The 19,103-nt window shown below is 73.3% G+C and carries 17 protein-coding genes; 9 read left to right on the top strand and 8 right to left on the bottom strand.

The features are described from left to right. Window positions 1-78 precede the first annotated feature (78 nt). Both ACLQ2V_RS06760 and ACLQ2V_RS06755 read left to right on the top strand, forming a co-directional pair. A complete protein-coding gene (locus ACLQ2V_RS06760) occupies window positions 79-630 on the top strand; it encodes a type 1 glutamine amidotransferase domain-containing protein (RefSeq protein ID WP_425717489.1) in 552 nt (183 codons plus the stop codon). Between the two features lie 177 nt (window positions 631-807). Continuing rightward, on the top strand, window positions 808-2,454 hold the full coding sequence (locus ACLQ2V_RS06755) for an MDR family MFS transporter (protein ID WP_425717488.1): 1,647 nt from the start codon (window positions 808-810) through the stop codon (window positions 2,452-2,454). 20 nt (window positions 2,455-2,474) lie between these two features. On the opposite strand, the gene ACLQ2V_RS06750 is transcribed toward ACLQ2V_RS06755, so the two are convergent. Further along, window positions 2,475-2,966: an NUDIX domain-containing protein gene (locus ACLQ2V_RS06750; RefSeq protein ID WP_425717487.1), complete on the bottom strand. Its 492-nt coding sequence runs from the start codon at window positions 2,964-2,966 to the stop codon at window positions 2,475-2,477. A gap of 55 nt (window positions 2,967-3,021) precedes the next feature. On the opposite strand from ACLQ2V_RS06750, the gene ACLQ2V_RS06745 reads away from it, so the two are divergent. Then, window positions 3,022-4,671 (top strand): fatty acid--CoA ligase, encoded by a 1,650-nt coding sequence (locus ACLQ2V_RS06745; protein ID WP_425717486.1) that lies wholly within the window; start codon window positions 3,022-3,024, stop codon window positions 4,669-4,671. Window positions 4,672-4,875: 204 nt separating this feature from the next. Here the strand turns inward: ACLQ2V_RS06745 and ACLQ2V_RS06740 are convergent, their stop codons facing one another. The 5 genes from ACLQ2V_RS06740 to ACLQ2V_RS06720 all read right to left on the bottom strand — a co-directional run bounded on the left by ACLQ2V_RS06740 (window position 4,876) and on the right by ACLQ2V_RS06720 (window position 10,285). Continuing rightward, on the bottom strand, window positions 4,876-5,886 hold the full coding sequence (locus ACLQ2V_RS06740; protein ID WP_425717485.1) for an NADPH:quinone reductase: 1,011 nt from the start codon (window positions 5,884-5,886) through the stop codon (window positions 4,876-4,878). A 142-nt stretch (window positions 5,887-6,028) separates the two neighbouring features. Beyond that, window positions 6,029-6,682, bottom strand: coding sequence for an HAD family hydrolase (locus tag ACLQ2V_RS06735; RefSeq protein WP_425717484.1), 654 nt, complete (start codon window positions 6,680-6,682; stop codon window positions 6,029-6,031). Between the two features lie 84 nt (window positions 6,683-6,766). After that, window positions 6,767-7,591, bottom strand: coding sequence for an SCO6745 family protein (locus ACLQ2V_RS06730; RefSeq protein ID WP_425717746.1), 825 nt, complete (start codon window positions 7,589-7,591; stop codon window positions 6,767-6,769). A 147-nt stretch (window positions 7,592-7,738) separates the two neighbouring features. Next, window positions 7,739-8,401 carry an FKBP-type peptidyl-prolyl cis-trans isomerase gene (locus tag ACLQ2V_RS06725; protein ID WP_425717483.1) on the bottom strand — a complete coding sequence of 221 codons (663 nt, stop codon included), beginning with the start codon at window positions 8,399-8,401 and terminating at the stop codon, window positions 7,739-7,741. A gap of 828 nt (window positions 8,402-9,229) precedes the next feature. Then, the gene (locus ACLQ2V_RS06720) at window positions 9,230-10,285 is read right to left on the bottom strand and encodes a Ku protein (protein ID WP_425717482.1); all 1,056 of its coding nucleotides are present in this window, start codon (window positions 10,283-10,285) and stop codon (window positions 9,230-9,232) included. Between the two features lie 85 nt (window positions 10,286-10,370). Between ACLQ2V_RS06720 and ligD (ACLQ2V_RS06715) the strand changes: the two genes are divergently transcribed. The 4 genes from ligD (ACLQ2V_RS06715) to ACLQ2V_RS06700 all read left to right on the top strand — a co-directional run bounded on the left by ligD (ACLQ2V_RS06715) (window position 10,371) and on the right by ACLQ2V_RS06700 (window position 15,240). Next, the gene (gene ligD / locus ACLQ2V_RS06715) at window positions 10,371-11,312 is read left to right on the top strand and encodes a non-homologous end-joining DNA ligase (protein WP_425717481.1); all 942 of its coding nucleotides are present in this window, start codon (window positions 10,371-10,373) and stop codon (window positions 11,310-11,312) included. After that, entirely contained in the window at window positions 11,302-12,216 is a 915-nt protein-coding gene (gene ligD, locus ACLQ2V_RS06710; RefSeq protein WP_425717480.1) for a non-homologous end-joining DNA ligase, read from the top strand. Before ligD (ACLQ2V_RS06715) ends, ligD (ACLQ2V_RS06710) begins: the two co-directional genes overlap by 11 nt. A gap of 124 nt (window positions 12,217-12,340) precedes the next feature. Beyond that, window positions 12,341-14,323 (top strand): family 43 glycosylhydrolase, encoded by a 1,983-nt coding sequence (locus ACLQ2V_RS06705; RefSeq protein WP_425717479.1) that lies wholly within the window; start codon window positions 12,341-12,343, stop codon window positions 14,321-14,323. Window positions 14,324-14,478: 155 nt separating this feature from the next. After that, a complete protein-coding gene (locus ACLQ2V_RS06700; RefSeq protein ID WP_425717478.1) occupies window positions 14,479-15,240 on the top strand; it encodes a TIGR03089 family protein in 762 nt (253 codons plus the stop codon). A gap of 18 nt (window positions 15,241-15,258) precedes the next feature. On the opposite strand, the gene ACLQ2V_RS06695 is transcribed toward ACLQ2V_RS06700, so the two are convergent. Beyond that, on the bottom strand, window positions 15,259-15,558 hold the full coding sequence (locus tag ACLQ2V_RS06695; RefSeq protein WP_425717477.1) for a hypothetical protein: 300 nt from the start codon (window positions 15,556-15,558) through the stop codon (window positions 15,259-15,261). A 486-nt stretch (window positions 15,559-16,044) separates the two neighbouring features. Between ACLQ2V_RS06695 and ACLQ2V_RS06690 the strand changes: the two genes are divergently transcribed. Further along, a complete protein-coding gene (locus ACLQ2V_RS06690; RefSeq protein WP_425717745.1) occupies window positions 16,045-16,254 on the top strand; it encodes a GntR family transcriptional regulator in 210 nt (69 codons plus the stop codon). A gap of 207 nt (window positions 16,255-16,461) precedes the next feature. On the opposite strand, the gene ACLQ2V_RS06685 is transcribed toward ACLQ2V_RS06690, so the two are convergent. After that, on the bottom strand, window positions 16,462-17,463 hold the full coding sequence (locus ACLQ2V_RS06685; RefSeq protein WP_425717476.1) for a PaaX family transcriptional regulator C-terminal domain-containing protein: 1,002 nt from the start codon (window positions 17,461-17,463) through the stop codon (window positions 16,462-16,464). Window positions 17,464-17,740: 277 nt separating this feature from the next. On the opposite strand from ACLQ2V_RS06685, the gene ACLQ2V_RS06680 reads away from it, so the two are divergent. After that, the gene (locus ACLQ2V_RS06680; protein ID WP_425717475.1) at window positions 17,741-19,090 is read left to right on the top strand and encodes an extracellular catalytic domain type 1 short-chain-length polyhydroxyalkanoate depolymerase; all 1,350 of its coding nucleotides are present in this window, start codon (window positions 17,741-17,743) and stop codon (window positions 19,088-19,090) included. Window positions 19,091-19,103: the final 13 nt, after the last annotated feature.

The raw sequence follows: 19,103 nt of genomic DNA, 5'->3' as shown, positions 1-19,103 counted from the left end.
CGAGGGGATCGGCGCGGTGTTTCGGAACCCGGGGGCCGGGAACGGTCCAGAGGTACCCCCCGAGAGGAGACGCACGACATGGCAGCGACGACACTGCAGGGCAAGCGGATCGCCTTCCTGGCCGCCGACGGCGTCGAGGAGGTCGAGTACACCCAGCCGCGCGAGGCGGTCGAGCAGGCCGGGGCCACGGCCGAGCTGGTATCGCTGAAGCCCGGCAAGATCCAGGCCTTCAACCACCTGGACCACGGCGGGACGTACGAGGTGGCGGTGGCCGTGGCCGACGCGGACGCCGGCGGCTACGACGCGCTGGTGCTGCCGGGCGGCGTGGCGAACCCGGACTTCCTGCGCGCCGACCCGGACGCGGTCCGCTTCGTGAAGGCGTTCTTCGACGCCGGCAAGCCGGTCGGGGTGATCTGCCACGGCCCGTGGACCCTGGTCGAGGCGGGTGTGGTCGCCGGCCGCCGGATCACCTCCTGGCCGAGCCTGCGCACCGACCTGACCAACGCCGGCGCGACCTGGGTCGACGAGGAGGTCGTCACGGACAACGGCCTGGTCAGCAGCCGCAAGCCGGACGACCTGCCGGCCTTCTGCGCCAAGATCGTCGAGGAGTTCGCCGAGGGCCGCCACTGACCCGGGGCCCCAGCCCGCGCCCGGCCTCGGCGGCACCAGCCGGGCGCGGGCGCGGCTCCGCGCCCCGGTGCTGCGCCACGACGGCAGCGCTGTCGACGGGTTCACCCGAGGCGGGCATGTTCGGCGCGGAACCGGGAAGTGGGCGGGGTGACCAGCGAAGCCCAGCCTCACCCCCTGTTGACCGCCCGTCAGCTCCGCCTGCTGCTGTTCGGCCTGATGACGGGCATGCTGCTGGCCGCGTTGGACCAGACCATCGTCGGCACGGCGCTGCCCACCATCGTCGGCGAGCTGGGCGGGATCGACCACTACTCGTGGGTGGTCACCGCGTACCTGCTGGCCTCCACCGCCTCCACCCCGCTCTACGGCAAGATGGCCGACCTGTACGGGCGGCGGCCGGTCTTCCTCTTCTCCATCGGCATGTTCCTGCTCGGCTCGCTGCTGGCCGGGCTGTCGCAGGACATGACCCAGCTCATCGTCACCCGGGGGGTGCAGGGCCTCGGCGCGGGCGGCCTGATGACGCTGGCGTTCACCATCATCTCGGACGTGGTGGCGCCCCGGGAGCGCGGCCGCTACCAGGGGTTGTTCGGCGCGGTCTTCGGGATCTCCTCGGTGGCCGGGCCGCTGGTCGGCGGCTACTTCGCCGAGACCAACTGGCGGTGGATCTTCTACGTCAACGTGCCGCTGGGCATCCTGGCCATCGTGGTCTGCTACCACGTGCTGCGGCTGATCCCCTTCACCCGGCGGGAGCACACCGTCGACTGGCTCGGGGCGGGGCTGTTGGTCGCCGGGGTGAGCTGCGTGCTGCTCGCGCTGAGCTGGGGCGGCACCTCGTACGCCTGGGGGTCGCCGTTGATCGTCGGGCTGCTGGCGGTCGGGGCGGTGCTGGCCGGGCTCTTCCTGGCCCAGGAGGCCCGGGTGCGCGAGCCGATCCTGCCGCTGCGGCTGTTCCGCAGCCGGACGTTCGCGCTGGCCAACGGCGCCGGCTTCGTCCTCGGCCTGGTGATGTTCGGTTCGATCGTCTTCATCCCGCTGTACCTGCAGATCGTCCGGGGCGCGTCGCCGACCCGCAGCGGCCTGCTGATGCTGCCGATGATGGCCGGCGTCATCGTCGCCTCGATCGCGGCCGGCCGGGCGATGAGCCGGATCGGCCGGTACAAGTGGTTCCCGGTGGCCGGCTCGGCGGTGCTGGTCGCCGGGATGCTGCTCTTCACCCGGCTCCAGGTCGACACCTCGCTCTGGCTGGCCTTCGGCTACCTGGCGGTGATCGGGGCCGGGATGGGGCTGTGCATGCAGTCGCTGGTCCTCGGCGTGCAGAACGCGGTGCACGCCCGGGACCTGGGGGCGGGCACCTCCTCGGCGACGTTCTTCCGCTCCCTGGGCGGCTCGTTCGGGGTGGCGATCCTCGGCACGGTGCTCAACTCCCGGCTCACCGGCCAGCTCGCCGACCGGCTCCCGGGCGCGATCGCCCAACTCCCGCCGCAGCAGCGGGCGGCGGTGGCGGCGCAGGGCGGGACGGGCATCTCGATCGACGACCCGGCGACGATCCTGGCCCTGCCCGGCCCGGTCCGCGCCGCCGTGCAGGGCGCGTTCGTCGACTCGCTGCACCTGGTCTTCCTGACCACCGGGCTGATCGCCGTGGTGGCGGTGCTGCTGACCCTGGCCCTGCCGAACGACCAGCTGCGCGGGGCCGGCCCGCAGGGCGCCACCGGTGGCGCGGACCCGCTCGGCGGGAAGGCCCCCGCCCCCGGCGGCCGGCCGCTGGCGAAGGAGTCGAAGGAGGAGGCCGCTGCCGACATGGAGGCCAAGAGCCAGACCATGCTCTGAGGCCAGCCGGCCGGCCGGCCTTACTTCAGGATCAGCCGGTTGGTCTGCTCGAAGACGTCCAGGTCCGCCAGGGTCTCGGTGACCGACGTCGACAGGGGGGTGGGGAAGCGGTTGCGGTGGAAGAAGCCGGCGTCGGTCGTCTCGTCGGTCATCCGGACCAGGTCGCCGTCCCAGTCCTCGACCCGGAAGGCGACCGTGAAGACCTGGTAGGTGTGGCCGTACATGTTGGTGCTGACCCGGTCGGGGCCGGTGTAGAGGGCGAACGCGCCGACCCGCAGGGCGCGCAGGCCGGTCTCCTCGCGCACCTCGCGGACCGCGCAGTCGGCGATCGACTCGCCCAGTTCCATCGCGCCGGCCGGCATCGCCCACTGCCCGTTGTCGGAACGCCGGATCAGCAGCAACCGGCCGGCGTTGTCGCGGACCACGGCGCGGGCACCGACGAACATCAGCGTGCGGTCACCGGCGAGGGCGCGCAGCTGCCCCACGTACGAATCGGCCCAGGAGATGCTCACCGGGACAACCTAACGGGGGTTCCCAAGGTGTCACCCCGAAGTTAGCTTGTTACCCATGCGTAGCACGATGATGGACGCTCCCCTCCAGGTCTCCCGGATCCTCGAGCACGGCTCGACCGTGCACGCGGGTGCCGAGGTGGTCACCTGGACCGGCGGCGGGTCCCGTCGCATGTCGTACGCGGAGGTCGGGCGGGCCGCCGCCCGGCTGGCGCACGCGCTGCGCGACGAGTGCGGGGTGACCGGCGACGAGCGGGTCGCCACCTTCATGTGGAACAACGCGGAGCACCTGGTGGCGTACTTCGCCGTGCCGAGCATGGGGGCCGTGCTGCACACGCTCAACATCCGGCTCTTCCCCGACCAGGTCGTCTACATCGCCAACCACGCGCAGGACCGGGTCGTGCTGGTCGACTCGACGCTGATCCCGCTGCTGGCCCGGGTGATCGGCGAGCTGACCACGGTGCGGCACGTGGTGGTCGTCGTCGGCGGCGACCCCGCCCCGCTGCTGGCGGCGGCCGGCGACCGGATCGCCGTGCACCACTGGGACGCCCTGCTGGCCGACCGGCCGGAGGTCTTCGACTGGCCGGAGGTCGACGAGCGCGACGCCGCCGCCCTCTGCTACACCTCGGGGACCACCGGCCACCCCAAGGGCGTCGCCTACTCGCACCGCTCGATCTACCTGCACTCGTTGCAGGTCTGCATGCCGGAGGGGATGGGCCTCGGGCCGACCGAACGGGACCTGGCCGTCGTGCCGATGTTCCACGCGATGTCCTGGGGGCTGCCCTACGCGGCGTTCCTCTCCGGCGCGTCGCTGATCATGCCGGACCGTTTCCTCCAGGCCGCCCCGATCGCCGAGATGATCGCCACGGAGCGGCCCACCCTGGCGGGCGCGGTGCCGACCATCTGGACCGACGTGCTGGCCTACCTCGACACCCACGACGTGGACATCTCCTCGCTGCGGGAGGTGACCGTCGGCGGGTCGGCCTGCCCGCCCGCCCTGATGCACGCCTTCCACGACCGGCACGGGATCGACGTGATCCACGCCTGGGGGATGACCGAGATGTCCCCGCTGGGCTCGGTGGCCCGGCCGCCGGCGGGGGCGACCGGCGAGGAGGCCTGGCGCTACCGCTACACCCAGGGCCGCATCCCGGCCGGGGTGGCGGCGCGGATCGTCGGCCCGCTGGGCGAGCCGCTGCCCGCCGACGGGACCGCCGTCGGCGAGCTGGAGGTCCGTGGGCCGTGGGTGACCGCCCGGTACGTCGGCGACGACGCCCCGGAGGAGGAGAAGTTCCGCGACGGCTGGCTGCGCACCGGCGACGTCGGCACCCTGTCGCCCGACGGGTACATCACGCTCACCGACCGGGCCAAGGACGTGATCAAGTCCGGCGGTGAGTGGATCTCCTCGGTCGAGTTGGAGAACGCCCTGATGGCCCACCCGGCGGTGCTGGAGGCCTGCGTGGTGGGCGTGCCGGACGAGCGCTGGGACGAGCGTCCGCTGGCCACCGTGGTGGTGCGGGAGGGCGCGGAGGTGACCGCCGAGGAGCTGCGCGCGTTCCTGGCCACGACGGTGGCCCGCTGGCAGTTGCCGGAGCGGTGGGCCTTCATCGACGAGGTCCCGAAGACCAGCGTCGGCAAGTTCGACAAGAAGGTGGTCCGCTCCCGGTACGCCGACGGCGGGCTCAGTGTCAGGGAACTGACAACGCCGTAACGACTTCAGGCGCATCATCGCCTGGATGGGTAGGGACGTACTCCTAACCTCCCTGCCCAGGGGGGCGGCCCCGGCGTTCGCACCGCGCCGGGGCCGCCCGTCTCACGCGGGTGGCCCCGCACTGCCATTCTTGCGAAACTTGTTCGGTTCTGTCCTGACGTCGGGGAAAACAACCAGTGAACGCGGCGGCAGGTTGCCGGTCACTCAGTCGGTGGTGCTGACCAGCACCTTCCCGACCACCGAGTGCTCCACCGCCTCGTGCGCCGCCGCCGTGGCGGCCAGCGGGTGACGGTGCAGCGGCAGCCCGGACGCCTCACCGACCCGTACGCCGCCCTGCGCCACCGCCGCCGTCACGTCGACCACCGCCTGCGCCTTCGCCGCCGCCGGGGCCGTGTAGACCAGCACGAACTGCCACCGGGCGTTCGGCGCCATCAGCGGCCGGATCGGCAGGGTGACCTCGTCGCCGCCGTCGTCGGCGTAGACGCAGACCGCCCCGCCCCGGCGCAGCACCTGCACGTCGGCCGCCGCGTTGCGCGCCGCCGAGACCTCCACGATCGTGTGCACCCCGTCGGGGGCGATCCGGTGGACCTCCTCGACCACGTCCTGCTGGCGGTAGTCGATCACGAACGAGGCGCCGGCCGCCGCCGCGAGACGCGCCTTCTCCGGGCTGCTCACCGTCGTGATCACGGTGGCGTCGGCCCAGCGGGCCAACTGGATCGCCGCGTTGCCGACCGCGCCCGCCCCGCCCTGCACCAGCACCGTGTGGTCGGCCAGCGCACCCGGGTGCAGCTTCTCCGGCATGAACTCCCCGGCCGTCAGGCAGCGGTGCGCGGTGAGGAACGGGATGCCCAGGCTCGCGCCCAGCTCGAAGGAGGCGTCGCCGAGCGGCACCGCGTGCCGGACCGGCACCACCGTGTACTCCGCGGCCGTGCCCCAGGGCCGCTGCCAGGCCGCCTCCCAGAGCCACACCCGCTCGCCGATCAGGGCCCGGTCGACGCCCACGCCGACCGCCTCCACCACCCCGGCGCCGTCCTGGCCGGGGATCTGCCAGCCCACCGGCGGCGGCGCGCTGCGCCGGGACTTCCAGTCGGTCGGGTTCACCCCGGACACGGCCACCCGGACCAGGACCTCGCCGGGACCCGGCTCGGGTGTCGGCCGGTCGACCAGGCGCAGCACCGAGGGGTCACCGTTGGTCTCGTACACGATCGCTCTCATCACCGTCTCCCTCACACCCGGCGGGCGCCGCGGCCCGTCCCCCGGGTCCGAGCGCCCTCGGCCCCGGACCGTTCCTGATCATTCTGCGCGCCGGACCCGGCCCGCGCGGCCGACCCGGCGCGGCGGGCCGGATCCCGGTCGGTCAGTCCAGCGCCGCGACGACCTGCGGGGTCAGCTCACCCACCGCCGGCAACGTCACGGCCGCGAGCGCCCCGGCGTCCGGATCCAGCGGGTACGCCCCGTGCGGCACCGCCACCACCCGCATCCCCGCGGCGGCGGCCGACCGCACCCCGTTCGAGGAGTCCTCGACCGCCACGCAGCCGGCCGGGTCGACGCCGAGCCGCCCGGCGACCGCCAGGTACACGTCCGGCGCGGGCTTGCCGCGCGCGGTCCGCTCCGTCGACAGCGTCGCGCCGAAGACGTCGGTCAGGCCCGCCGCGTCCAGCGCCGCCTCGATCAACCGGGTGGGCGAGGAACTGGCCAACCCCAGCGGCCACCGCCCGGCCAGCCGGCGCACCACCTCGTCGGCCCCGTCGATCAGCGGTACGCGAGCCGCGTACCGCCGGGCCATCTCCTCGACGACCTCGGCGGCGACCTGCTCGGCCGTCCGGTCGACGCCGAGCTCGTCGCTGAGGTACCGGGCCCACTCGCCGGTGCTCATCCCCATCAGCCGGCGCTGGGTGTCCGGCTGCCAGGTGCCGCCGTGCGCCGCCACGTACGCCCGGCGCACCTCCTCCCAGACCGGCTCGGAGTCCACGAGCACGCCGTCGAGGTCGAAAACCACCGCATCCACCACGCCCCCATCCTGCCCCAGCCCGCCCGCACCGCGACGACCCGTTCCCGGGGCCGTCGCGGTGCCGGTGCTGGTGCGGTGCGGGGGTCAGGCCGGGAGGGCGGGCAGGCCGACCGGGTTGCCCGACGGGATGACCAGGTGCGCCGCGCGGGCGATCGGCTCCAGCAGCTCCCGCAGCCGGGCGGCGCGCTCCGCGCCGAGCACCCGCCAGGGGCGCAGGGCGGCGGCGTCGGTGGCGTCCTCCACGGCCCGGAACGCGGCCCGGCCGCGCTCGGTCGGCTCGCCGCCGGGCGTCAGCCAGCCCCGCGCGGCCAGCCGGTCGTCCGCCGCCCGCCGCTGCTGCTCGGACCAGCCCCGGCCGAGCAGTTGCGCCTCGTGCATGCCCGTGGCGACCTTCCACGCCAGGGTCTCCACCGGGTCCAGGTCGGCGGCGACCAGCGCGGCGAAGTGCCCGTCGCCCCGGTGCTCGCGCAGGACGGTGGCCGCCTGCCAGAGCCGGGCCAGCGGGTACTCGGCGGCCGGCAGCGCGGCGTTCGCCGCGCTCAGCACCCGGCCGCCGTGCCCGGCCGCCCCCGCCGCCGTCTCCAGCAGCCCCGCCGCCTCGACGAGGTGCTGCTCCGGCAGCTCGTACGTCAGCTCGGCCAGCGCCTGCACCGCCCCGGTGAGCCGGGCGCGCAGCGCCTCCTCGGGGCTGACCAGGCTCCACACCGCCGGCAACGCCCGGCCCACCGTGCCCGGGGCGAAGGCGAAGAACGCGGCGACCACCGGGGCCGCCCCGATCGCGCCCAGCGGGGCCGCCCGGCCGGCGAAGTAGCCCCGCCAGAAGCCCCGCAGCCCGACCGCCTCGTACGCGGCGCGGGCCCGGGGATGGAAGTAGGTGACCGCATGCACCGGCTCGAAGTGCGTCCACATCAGCCGGGCGAAGCCCGGGTCGTCCAGCGCCGCCACGTGCACCTCCAACGGTGTCGGGTCACCGTGGCGCGGCGGGAACCGCCCACGGTGACCCGAACCTACTGGTCGTCCGCAACGCAGCGGAAGACCGAAGGAAAGCGGTGGGGACTACTGGGCGGCCAGCACGTCCACGACGAAGCGCAGCGGGCCGGCCGGCCGGCCGCCCGAGGCGTCGTTGCCGTACGCCAGCTCGCCGGGGATGTCGAGCTGCACCCGGCTGCCCACGGTCACCCCGACCAGGCCCTGGTCCCAGCCCTTGATGACCTGACCGACGCCGATCGGGAAGGTGGCCGGCTGGCCGTTCTTCCAGGACGCGTCGAACTCCTTGCCGTCCTTGTAGAACACCCCCACGTAGTTCGTGGTGATCTGCTGGCCCGACTTCACCGCCGCGCCCTTGCCCTTGATCAGCGTGGTCACGGCCAGCTTCTTCAGCTCGCCCTTGCCCGGCTCGACCTTCGGCTTGGTCTTCAGCGCCGGGTCCGACCCCGCCGGGAGCTGCGGGGCGGGCGGGGCGGTGGGCTGCTCGGCCGGGGCGGTGGCCTCGGCCGACGGCGCGGTGGCGGCCGGCTCGGACGAGTCGTCGTCGCCCTGGTTCACCACGACGAAGACCCCGACCAGGACCCCGACGACGGCGAGGCCGGCGAGCGCGCCGAGGATCGACTGCCGGCGGCGCTTCGCCTCGGCGGCCTTCTTCGCCGCCAACTGGGCGGCCAGCCGCCGCTCCGCCTTGCCCGGGCCCTGGCCCGACCGGTTCTGCACACGCTCGCTCACGTCGACTCCCTGCTCAAGAGGTGGCGGCCCGCTCAGGAGAGATGGCGGCCCGACGGCCGCTGCCGAGGCCAGCGCACACGGTACCCGCCTCGATGCCCTTGGTGCTGCTCCGCCCGACGCGGTCGCCCGCTCCGGCCCTCCGTGCGCCGGATCGGTGGGGATCATTTTCTCCACGCCGACGACCGTCGCGTACGAGCGTCCGACAGGCCATCGCGCTGATCCGGTCGGAAGGGCTCGTGATCATGGCACCGCCGCGGGGCACCTTCGGCCGCCCCACCGAGCCGGCCGAGACGGTGACGCTTCGCAAGGGCGACGCCGTCTCCGCACGGATGCCCACGCTTCCTGCCCCACCCCTCCCGCAGGCCCAAGATCCGAACATTTTCCCTGAAAATGCTGCCTCGATTAAGCTCTCACCCAGCATTTTCCCTGAAGATGCTCGGATCTTGACTGTCAGGGAGCGCGCGGCGGATGCTCACCCGTCAGCTGCGCAGCATCCCTCGGGATGCAGCGCGGCTGTCGTACCGGCAGGGCCGAGTTGGGTGCGGGGGAGCGGAGCGGGCTGCGCCGCGAGCAGGCGCGGATCAGTCGCCGGCGACGGCGGCTCGGAGGCAGGCTGGCGCCGCCGGCTCGGCCAGCGGCCCGCCCACGTGGCGCGATCGAACGCCGCCGACACCCGCCGTTCGGCGCCTCCGAAAACCCCGATTCATTACTCACAGTGGCGTGATTAGGTCATCGTGTGAGCATTAGCCGAGCGCGAGGGACGGTGCCGCACCCACCAGACCCACCGCCCGGCCATCTCCTGACCGCCGCGCGCCCCGTACGACGGATCTAGGCGGTCTTGCGGGGCGCCTTCTTCGGGGCGGTCTTCCTGGCCGGGGTCTTCTTCTCGGCCGCCTTCTCGGTCTTCTTCTGGGCCGCCTTCTTCGCCGCGGTCTTCTTCTCGGCCGGCTTCTTCTCGGCCTTCTTCGCGGCGGTCTTCTTCTGGGCCGCCTTCTTCGCCGGGGCCTCGGCGGCTTCGGCGGCCTCCTTGCGGGCCGAACGGGCCGAGGTGATCGGGGTCGGCTCACCGCCGCGCCCCCGCTCCTCGTCCCGCGCCGGCTCCTCGCCGCGCGCCGCGCGGGCCCGCTCCACCGACGCCTTCAGCGCGGCCATCAGGTCCACCGCGGCGGCCGGGGCCTCCTCGGGGGCCTCCGGCTGGACGACCTCCCGGCCCTCCACCTTCGCGTCGATGACCTCCTGCAACGCCGCCCGGTAGTCGTCGGTGAAGGCCTCCGGCTCGAACTCCCCGGCCATCGAGTCGATCAGCGAGCTGGCCATCGCCAGCTCCGGGGGCCGGACCTTCAGGTCCTCGTCGAGGAAGCCGAAAGCGGGGGTACGGATCTCGTCCGGCCAGAGCATCGTGTTGAGCAGCAGCACGCCCTCGCGCACCCGCAGGGTGGCCAACTGCTCCCGCTGACGCAGCGCCACCTTGACGATCGCCACCCGCTCCGAGTCGACGAGGGCGTCGCGCAGCAGCACGTACGGCTTGGTGGCCGTGCCCTCGGGCTCCAGGAAGTACGCCTTGTTGTAGAGGATCGGGTCGACCTGCTCGGCCGGGACGAACTCCAGCACGTCGATCGCATGCGAGGTGGTCAGCGGCAGCTCGGCGAAGTCGTCGTCGGTCAGGATCACCATCTCGCCGCCGCCGATGTCGTACCCCTTGGCGATGTCGTCGTAGGTGACCTCCTCGCCGCAGACCGAGCAGGTGCGCTTGTAGCGGATGCGACCACCGTCGGCCCGGTGCACCTGGTGGAAGCGGATGTCCTTCTCCTCGGTGGCCGAATAGAGCTTCACCGCGATCGAGACCAGCCCGAACGAGACCGCCCCCTTCCAGATCGCCCGCATGACCTGCTCCTCTCCCCGGTTCAGCTCAGGATCGCAAAGGATCGAAGGCGGCGCGAGCGCTTCCGTGCCCTACTACAGTCGAAACGTGCCCGGGGCGCCGCTGAAGCCGATGCTCGCGATGACCGGCCCGCTGCCCGCCGGCGCCGACTGGGCGTACGAGTTCAAGTGGGACGGCGTACGCGCGCTGGCCGACATCACCGCCGGCCGGCAACACCTGTACGCCCGGACCGGCGTGGAGATCACCGCCGCGTACCCCGAGCTGATCCCCCTCGCCGAGCAGGTCGACGACGCGCTGCTCGACGGCGAGGTGGTCCTGTTCAACCGGGCCGGGCAGCCCTCGTTCACCGCGCTCGCCGAGCGGATGCACGTACGGAACGCGGCGAAGGCGGCCCGGCTCGCGGCGACCGTCCCGGTGACGTACATGATCTTCGATCTGCTGCGGTTGCGCGGCGCGGACCTGACCGGCCGGCCCTGGCGGGAGCGCCGGGAGCTGCTGGAAGGCCTGGGCCTCGGTGCCGCCCGCTGGGCGGTGCCGCCGAGCTTCGCCGACGGGCCGGCCACCTACGAGGCGGCCGGCGAGCACGGCCTCGAAGGGGTGATGGCCAAGCGGGCCGGCTCGGCCTACCGGCCCGGCGTCCGCTCACCCGACTGGGTGAAGGTCAAACTGGAGGTCACCGGCGACTTCGTGGTGGGCGGCTGGCGCCCCGGCGCCCGCAAGATCGGCGGACTGCTGGTCGGGGTGCCGAGCGCCGACGGCCGGCTCACCTACCGGGGCCGGGTCGGCGGCGGCATCGGCGCGGCCATCGAACGCGAACTGCTGCGCGAGCTGGAACCGCTGCGGGCCGACGCGTCGCCGTTCGCCGACGACGTCCCCCGCGAGGATGCCCGGGGCGCGATCTGGGTAACCCCCCGCGTGGTGGTGGAGGTGAAGTACGGCCAGCGCACCCCCGACGGCCGGCTGCGCTTCCCCCGCGTGCTGCGGCTGCGCCCCGACAAGCCGCCCGAGGAGGTGGACGATGCCGGCTGACCGGCTCCGCGTCGACGTGCAGGGGCGCGCCCTGGAGGTGTCCAACCTGGACAAGGTGCTCTACCCGGCGGCGGGCTTCACCAAGGGCGAGGTGATCGACTACTACACCCGGATCGCCCCGGTGCTCCTGCCACACCTGGCCGACCGGCCGCTCACCCGGATCCGCTTCCCCAACGGGGTCGACGGCGGCTCGTTCTTCGAGAAGAACGCCCCCGCCGCCACCCCCGACTGGGTACGCACCGAGAACCTGCCAGTCCCCGGCTCCAGCAAGGGCCGGGAGACCATCGACTACGTCGTCTGCGACGACCTGCCGACCCTGGTCTGGCTGGCCAACCTCGCCGCACTGGAGCTGCACACGCCACAGTGGAAGATCGGTGCGCACCCGGACATGATGGTCGTCGACCTCGACCCGGGCACCCCGGCCGGGCTGCGGGAATGCTGCCGGGTGGCGCTGCTGCTGCGCGACCGGCTCGCCGCCGACGGGCTGGCCGCGTACCCGAAGACGTCGGGGAAGAAGGGGATGCAGCTCTGCTGCCCGATCGCCGGCACCCAACCCGCCGACCTTGTCTCCGACTACGCGCACCGCGTCGCCCGGGAACTGGAGGGCGAGCATCCTGGGCTGGTCGTGTCCAGGATGGCGAAGAACCTGCGCGGCGGGAAGGTCTTCATCGACTGGAGCCAGAACAACGCGGCGAAGACGACGGTGACCCCGTACTCGCTGCGGGCGCAGGCGGTGCCGGCGGTGTCGACGCCGCTGACCTGGGACGAGGTGTCGGCGGGGGCGGCGGGGAAGCGGCCGGCGGCGCGGCCGTACACGGCGGTGGAGGTGTTGAAACGGGTGGAGAAGCACGGGGATCTGCTCGGCGGGTTGCTGGACGGCGGGCCGGAACTGCGCGGGGGCTGACGCGCCGGGCCGAGCAACGATTCCATCGACGTCAATCGCTTGCACTGTTAGGATCCGACCTCGAATGACGTCGGCTTGAAAGATTCCTACCGGTCGCCGGCGCGCCCCCCGTGGAGGACCGCTCATGAAACGGTTCGTCGCTCGGCTCATGGCATTCGCGTGCGTACTGCCGCTGCTGGCCCTGCCGGCGCAGCCCGCCGCCGCCTCGACCCCCTTCCGCGGTCAGCTCAACGGCAGCGCGGATCCCACCATGACCTACTTCAACGGCGCGTACTACCTGGCCACCACGCTCGGGGACCGCATCGGCATCTGGACCTCGCCGACCCTGGCGGGCCTGGCCACCGCGCCCGAGCGGACGGTGTGGCGGGACCCGGACGCCACCCGCAACAAGCAGGTCTGGGCCCCCTCGATCCACCGCTTCATCCGGCCGGAGGGCCCCCGCTGGTACATCTACTACACCGCCAGCGACGGCGTCGACACCAACCACCGCAACTACGTCATCGAGTCCGACGGGGACAACCCGCTCGGCCCGTACCACTTCAAGGGGCGGATCGCCGACTACGGCGAGTACGCCATCGACGGCGAACCGGTGACGCACAACGGCCGGTCGTACTTCGTCTGGGCCGGCCCGGGGCGGGGCATGGGCGGCCCGGCGCAGCTCTACCTGCGGCTGATGACAAGCCCGTGGACGACGTCGGGCAACCGGGTGGCGCTGCCCGCCGACGGCGGCTGCAACGAGGTACGCGAGGGGCCGACCGGGCTGCGTGGCGCCGGCCGCCTCTTCCTCGTCTACTCGGCGTGTGACACCGGCAAGCCGGACTACCAGCTCTGGATGAAGTCGATCGCGGACGGCGCGGACCCGCTGGTGGTGTCGAACTGGCGGCAGCACCCCGGCCCGGTCTTCTCCCGCAACGACGCGGCCGGCGTCTTCGGCCCCGGGCACAACGACTTCTTCCGCTCGCCCGACGACACCCAGGACTGGATCGTCTACCACGGCAAGACCAGCTCCGCGTACACCTACGACGGGCGCACCACCCGCGCCCAGCCGGTCGTCTGGAATCCCGACGGCACGCCGAACTTCGGTCGCCCGCTCTCCCTGACCACCCCGCAGGCGCCCCCCTCCGGTGACCCGTGGTCGAGTCAGGAGCCGGGCGCGTCGCGCGGCCACGTCGCGGACGGGTCGCACTACTTCGACCGGGCCCCCGACGGCACGCTCGCCCACTGGTGGCGCAGCGCGGCCGACGGGGTGCTGCGGCGCGAGTCTTGGGGCGGCCCGATCGCCGGCCGGCCGGTGACCTACCCGGTCGGCGGCGAGCAGCACGTCTTCGCCCGTACGCCGGACGGGCACCTGCGGCACTGGTGGTGGGCGCCGGGTGTGGGCATCCGCCAGGAGGACTGGGGGGCGGGGCTGGCCGGCGACCCGACCGGGATGCTCTACTCCAACGGGCAGAAGCACGTCTTCGGCCGCAGCGCCGACGGCAAGCTCAACCACTGGTGGCAGGAGCCCAACGGCACGGTCCGCCGGGACACCTGGGGCGGCGGCGACCTGGTCGGCAACCCGGTGGCGTACGCCTTCGGCACCGAGCAGCACGTCTTCGCCCGGGGCAGCGACAACTCGCTGCGCCACTGGTTCTGGTACCCGGAGATCGCCAACAACCTGCCGGCGCTGGACAACTGGGGGATCGGGGCCGGGCGGGTGCAGTCCGACCCGACCGGGTTTACCTTCGGCGACCAGCAGCACGTCTTCTACCGGACCGCCAACGGCAGCGTCGAGCACCACTTCTTCGACCACGGCGACTGGGCGCACTACACCGACAACTGGGGCGGCAACATCGTCGGCGCGCCCTTCGCCATCCGGCACGGCCAGGCGCAGCAGGTGTTCGGCCGGTCGGCCGACGGCACCGTGTGGCGGCTGGTGTGGCGGCCGGGCGGCGCGGTGACCGTCGACAGCGGCGGCACGGGCGCCACCACCGATCCGGTCGCGCTGGCCTGGCGCGACGAGACCCACGTCTTCACCCGGGGCGGCGACGGGGCGCTGATCGACCGGCGCTGGCAGCCGGCCGGCGGAGCGGTGTCGACCTCCTGGGGAGGCCAGGTCGCACCCTGACCGCAGACCCGGCGGCGGTCCTTCCCGGGCCGCCGCCGGGATGGTCCCGGCGGTCGCCGCGCCGCCGCTTCCTCGCGTACGTCGGTCGTCGCCTCGGCCCCGGCGCGGCGGTAGGGTCTTCGGGTCGGACGATCCGCCGCAGCGAGGAGTGGCACGTGGACCAGACCATCTCCCCGGCCGTCGTTCCCACGTTCTCCGGGCCGGTTGCCGGCGCGGAGCGTCCGCTGCTGGTCTTCCACGACGACGCGACCGGCGAGCACACCGAGCTGACCGCCGCCGAGCTGGGCGAGTGGGCCGCCCGCGCCGCCGCCCTGCTGCGCGACGACTGCGGGCTGGGCGTGGGGGACCGGGTCGCGGTGCTGCTGCCGGCGCACTGGCAGACGGCCGCCGTGCTGCTGGGTGCCTGGTCGATCGGGGTGGCCGTGTCGGTCCACTCCCGGGCGACGGCCGGCCTGCCGGTGCTCGGGCCGGGCGCCGACGAGCCGCTGGACGCGGTCTTCGTCTCCTGGGAGCGGCTGGACGACTGGCTGGAGGACGTGCCGCAGGGTCAGCACCGCTTCGTGCTCGGCCTGGGGCACCCGCGCGCCGAGGTGCCCGAGGGCTGGCGGGACTGGCTCGCCGAGGCCCGCGGGCAGGACACCGCCCCGCCCGCGTACGGCGGGGTGCACCCGTCGTTCGCGGCGACCCCGGACGGCACGAGCTACCAGGCGTGGGGTGAGCTGGCCCGGGAACTCGCCGACATGCTGGCGCTGCGTCCCGGCGATCGGCTGCTGGTGGACCGCCCGGAGTACGAGCACCCGGTGAAGTGGCTGCTCGCGCCGCTGGTCGCGGGCGCGTCGGTGGTCATCCGCGCCAACCTCGACCCGGCCCGCCGCGACGACCTGATCGCCGCCGAGGGGATCACCCGGTCGCTTTGAGCATCGCGCCAACCTGACTCAGCCGCCGGGTAGCCGGTACCGGCCCGGCCGGGCGTTGCGCGCCGGTGACCACGGCCGGTGGGAGCAGGGCGCGGCGTGGTCGGCCGGCAAGGCGCACCGCGCGCCGCCGGGCAGCAGCCGGTCACAGAAGACCCGATGCCGTACGCCCTGGGCGTCCTCGGCCGAGACGGTCACCTCCCCGGCATCGACCCGCCGGCTGAGCCGGGCCAGCAGCCGGGCCGCCGTCCGGGCGAAGACCCGTGCCCGCAGCAGGTCGGGCGCGGTGATCGGCAGGTGGATCACCCAGCGGTCGGTCATCGGCGCGGATGCTGCCCGGGCGCGGGGTGTCAACGTCGTTCCATCGCGGGCGTGGGCAGGTCGGCTCTCTTCGGTCGGCCGATCGGCCGGCGGATCAGGTGGCACGGGGGACCGCCCTTCGTCGGGTGCACGTCGACGTGAGGGGCGGCCCCCGCCGGGGTCCGGGCCGGCGAGGGCCGCCCCGCCCTGCCGCCGCAGCCACGAGCGGCGGTACGGCAGCAGGGAGCCGCGCCGGGGGAAGTGGCGCGGGGTGTGGGGTCTTCGGTGGCGACGCGAGAGCCGACACGAGAGGCGCCAACCGGCCGCACAGCACTGCATCACCGACAGCGACGGTATTGCCACTGAACCACCTATGTCAAGCATGTCTTTGAGTCAGCTACCCAAAGCTGTCGGCACCGCTAGGTGTGTTGCCTGTGCCGCAGCCGTTGATCGATACTGGGCGGGCCAACCGACCGCAAGGGGCCCCACGTGCCTATCCCGCCCACGATGGACGAGCTGCTCGACGACTTGCTAAGGAAGATCAGCGACGGCACCTATCCGCCGGGGTCTCAACTCCCCTCCGGGCGGGACTTGGCGGACGCCTACGACGTCTCGCAGTCGACCATCAGCCGAGCGGTGGCGACGCTGCGGGAGCGGGGCCTGCTGGTCGGCCGTCCGGGGCGAGGAGTGTTCGTCGCGGAGCCTCCCCGCCGCTGACCGGCCGGCAAAACGGTCGATTTCTCCGCCGATCGGGTCCCGCCGATGGCGTAGGCCCCTTGATCGACTTCGTGTGCGGCATAAGGCGGTCTACAGCGTGCGGGAAGGCGCAATGTGCCGTACACGAAGTGGATCAAGCGCCCAGCCCAGCCCGGCCCAGCCCGGCCAGGCCCAGCCCAGCGCCCAGCGCTCGGCGTCGGGGGTGGGTCAGTGAGTGGTCGGGGTGGGCTGACCGTCGTGTAGGCCGGTGGGCTCGTCGGGGCGTACGCCGGCCAGGATGTCGGCGGTGGTGTGCGCCCGGATGTCGGCCTCGCCACCCCCGCCGAACCGCGCGACGACCCCCCGTACGTGCTGCTCGGCGGGGGTGGCGAGGCCGTCGTAGACGGCCGCGAAGAGGTCCCGGGCCGGCTGCCGGAGCCAGCCGGGCGGGAGCAGTTCCAGGGGCAGCCGCGGGTCGAGGCTGGGGAAGCGCCGGAAGGTGTCCATGACCTCGGTGCGCGCCCGTACCGCCGCCGCGCCGTCGACCTGGCCGGAGCGCACCCGGGGCAGCAGCGGGGTCCAGCGCCGCAGGAATTCCCGGTAGTGCCGGCCGATGCCCTCGACGTCCCAGGCGTCGATGGGCGCGCGGTGGCTGATCGCGTCGAGGGCGGCCTGGCGGCCACGGAAGACGGTGACCGCGCCGAGGGTGAGCGCTTCGAGCTGCGCCCGTGCCGGCGGGGTCAGGTCGTACGGCGAGACCCAGAGCCCGTCGTACAGCGGGGCGTAGCCGAGCCACCGGAGCTGGCCGCGCAGGGCCCGGCGCTGCGTGGTGTGCTCCTGCGGCAGGGAGAAGGCGACGATGGTCCAGCAGCCGTCCCAGTCCGTCGCCGTGGTGGCGGTGAGGATCCAGTTGCCGCCGGCGGAGAGGTCGGCGGCGGCGGCGCGGCTGAGCCGGTAGGAGCTGTGCCGCCCCTGCCGGCTGCGTTCCAGCACGCTGCGGCGGGCCAGCCGGCTGATCGCGGTCCGGGCGCCGGCGGTGCTGACCCCGGTCTCGGTGAGCAGGGCGACGATGGCGGCGGAGGGGAGCGCGGCGCGGGTCGTCAGGGTGTAGTCCGCCAGCAGGGTCACGGTGACGCCCTGGGGTGAGTTGCCGTTCTGCCGCCGGGGCAGCCGCAGGGGGTGGCCCCCGCCGTCCGGGTAGATCTCCTCGATGTCGAACGCGTTTGCCACGGACGCTCCGGCTTCGGCTCAGGATCAGGATCAGGCTCAGGATCAGCGACGGTGCGTCGACTCTAGACGGGCCGCAGCGCGCAGGTGATCGAGGTATCTCGATTGACACTTGTGCGTCCCGGGGGAACACTATGTGCTACGCGACGCCACCCCGAGCCGGGCGAGGCGAGCCACCGGTAGCGGGCAGTGCGCGACCGACGCGGGGAGTCGGGCAACCCCCCGCCCACGGCACGCGCGGCCGATCCCACCCTGCACAGGTGATCCGAGGAGTCGTCCGTTGAGAATCAAGAGAAAACTGCTGCTCGCCCTGGCCGCGTCGCTCGCGGCCGCCGGCCTGGTGGTCCCCACGTTGCAACCCGCGTACGCGGCCTCGCTGACCGAGGTGACCAGCTTCGGCGACAACCCCGGCCGGATGCGCATGCACGTCTACGTGCCGGACTCCCGCCCCGCCCGACCGGCGACCGTGGTGGCCATGCACGGCTGCGGCGGGTCGGGCCCCGGCTTCTACTCCGGCAGCGAGTTCGCCAGCCTGGCCGACCGGTACGGGTTCATCGTGATCTACCCGACCGCGACCCAGGAGGCCGGCTTCGGCAACTGCTTCGACACCTGGTCGGACGCCGCCAAGCGCCGTGGTGGCGGCAGCGACCCGGTCTCGATCCTCTCGATGCTCCGCCACGTGCAGCAGCAGTACGCCGCCGACCCCAACCGGGTGTACGCCACCGGCAGCTCGTCCGGCGGCATGATGACCAACCACATGCTGGCGCTGCACCCCGAGGTGTTCAAGGCCGGGGCCGCGTTCATGGGGGTGCCCTTCAACTGCTTCGCCAACGCGGCGGACTTCCCGCCCCCCAACAGCGGGTGCACCAACGGGACGATGAACCGCACCCCGCAGCAGTGGGGGGACGCGGTCCGCCAGGCCTACCCCGGCTACACCGGGCCCCGCCCGCCGGTGCAGTTGTGGCACGGCACCAGCGACAACCTGGTGCCGTACTCGCTGTTGCAGGAGTCGATCGAGCAGTGGACCAACGTGTTCGGGTTGAGCCAGACGCCCACCTCGACCGACACGCCCCAGGCCAACTGGAACCGGCGCAGGTACGCCGACTCCAGCGGGGCCGTCAAGGTCGAGGCGTACAGCATCCAGGGCGCCGGGCACAGCCTGCCCTCGGCCGGCATGGCCGCCGCCGCCGTCCAGTTCTTCGGCCTGACCACCCCGCCGGACCCGACGACCCCGCCGCCGCCGACCACGACGCCGCCGCCGACCAGTCCGCCGCCGACGACCCCGCCGCCGACCAGCCCGCCGCCGGGCAACGCGGCCTGTGGCGTGAGCGTCGCCATCAACGCCTGGAACAACGGGCTGACCGAGAACATCACCATCACCAACACCGGCGCCACCGCCGTCAACGGTTGGTCCCTGGGCTTCGCCCTGCCCGCCGGGCAGAGCATCACCTCCGGCTGGAACGCCACCTACGCACCGAGCTCCGGGCAGGTGACGGCCAGGAACGTGGCCTACAACGGCACCATCGCCGTCAACGGGTCGGTCACCATCGGCTTCCAGGCCACGCACGCCGGCAACACGGCCAGGCCGACCTCGTTCACCCTCAACGGCGCGACCTGCACGCTCGCCTGATCTGACGGGCACA

Origin of the sequence: Micromonospora sp. DT233 (assembly GCF_049841815.1) — a bacterium.
GTDB lineage: Bacteria > Actinomycetota > Actinomycetes > Mycobacteriales > Micromonosporaceae > Micromonospora.
This window is presented reverse-complemented; position numbering and strand designations above follow the sequence as displayed.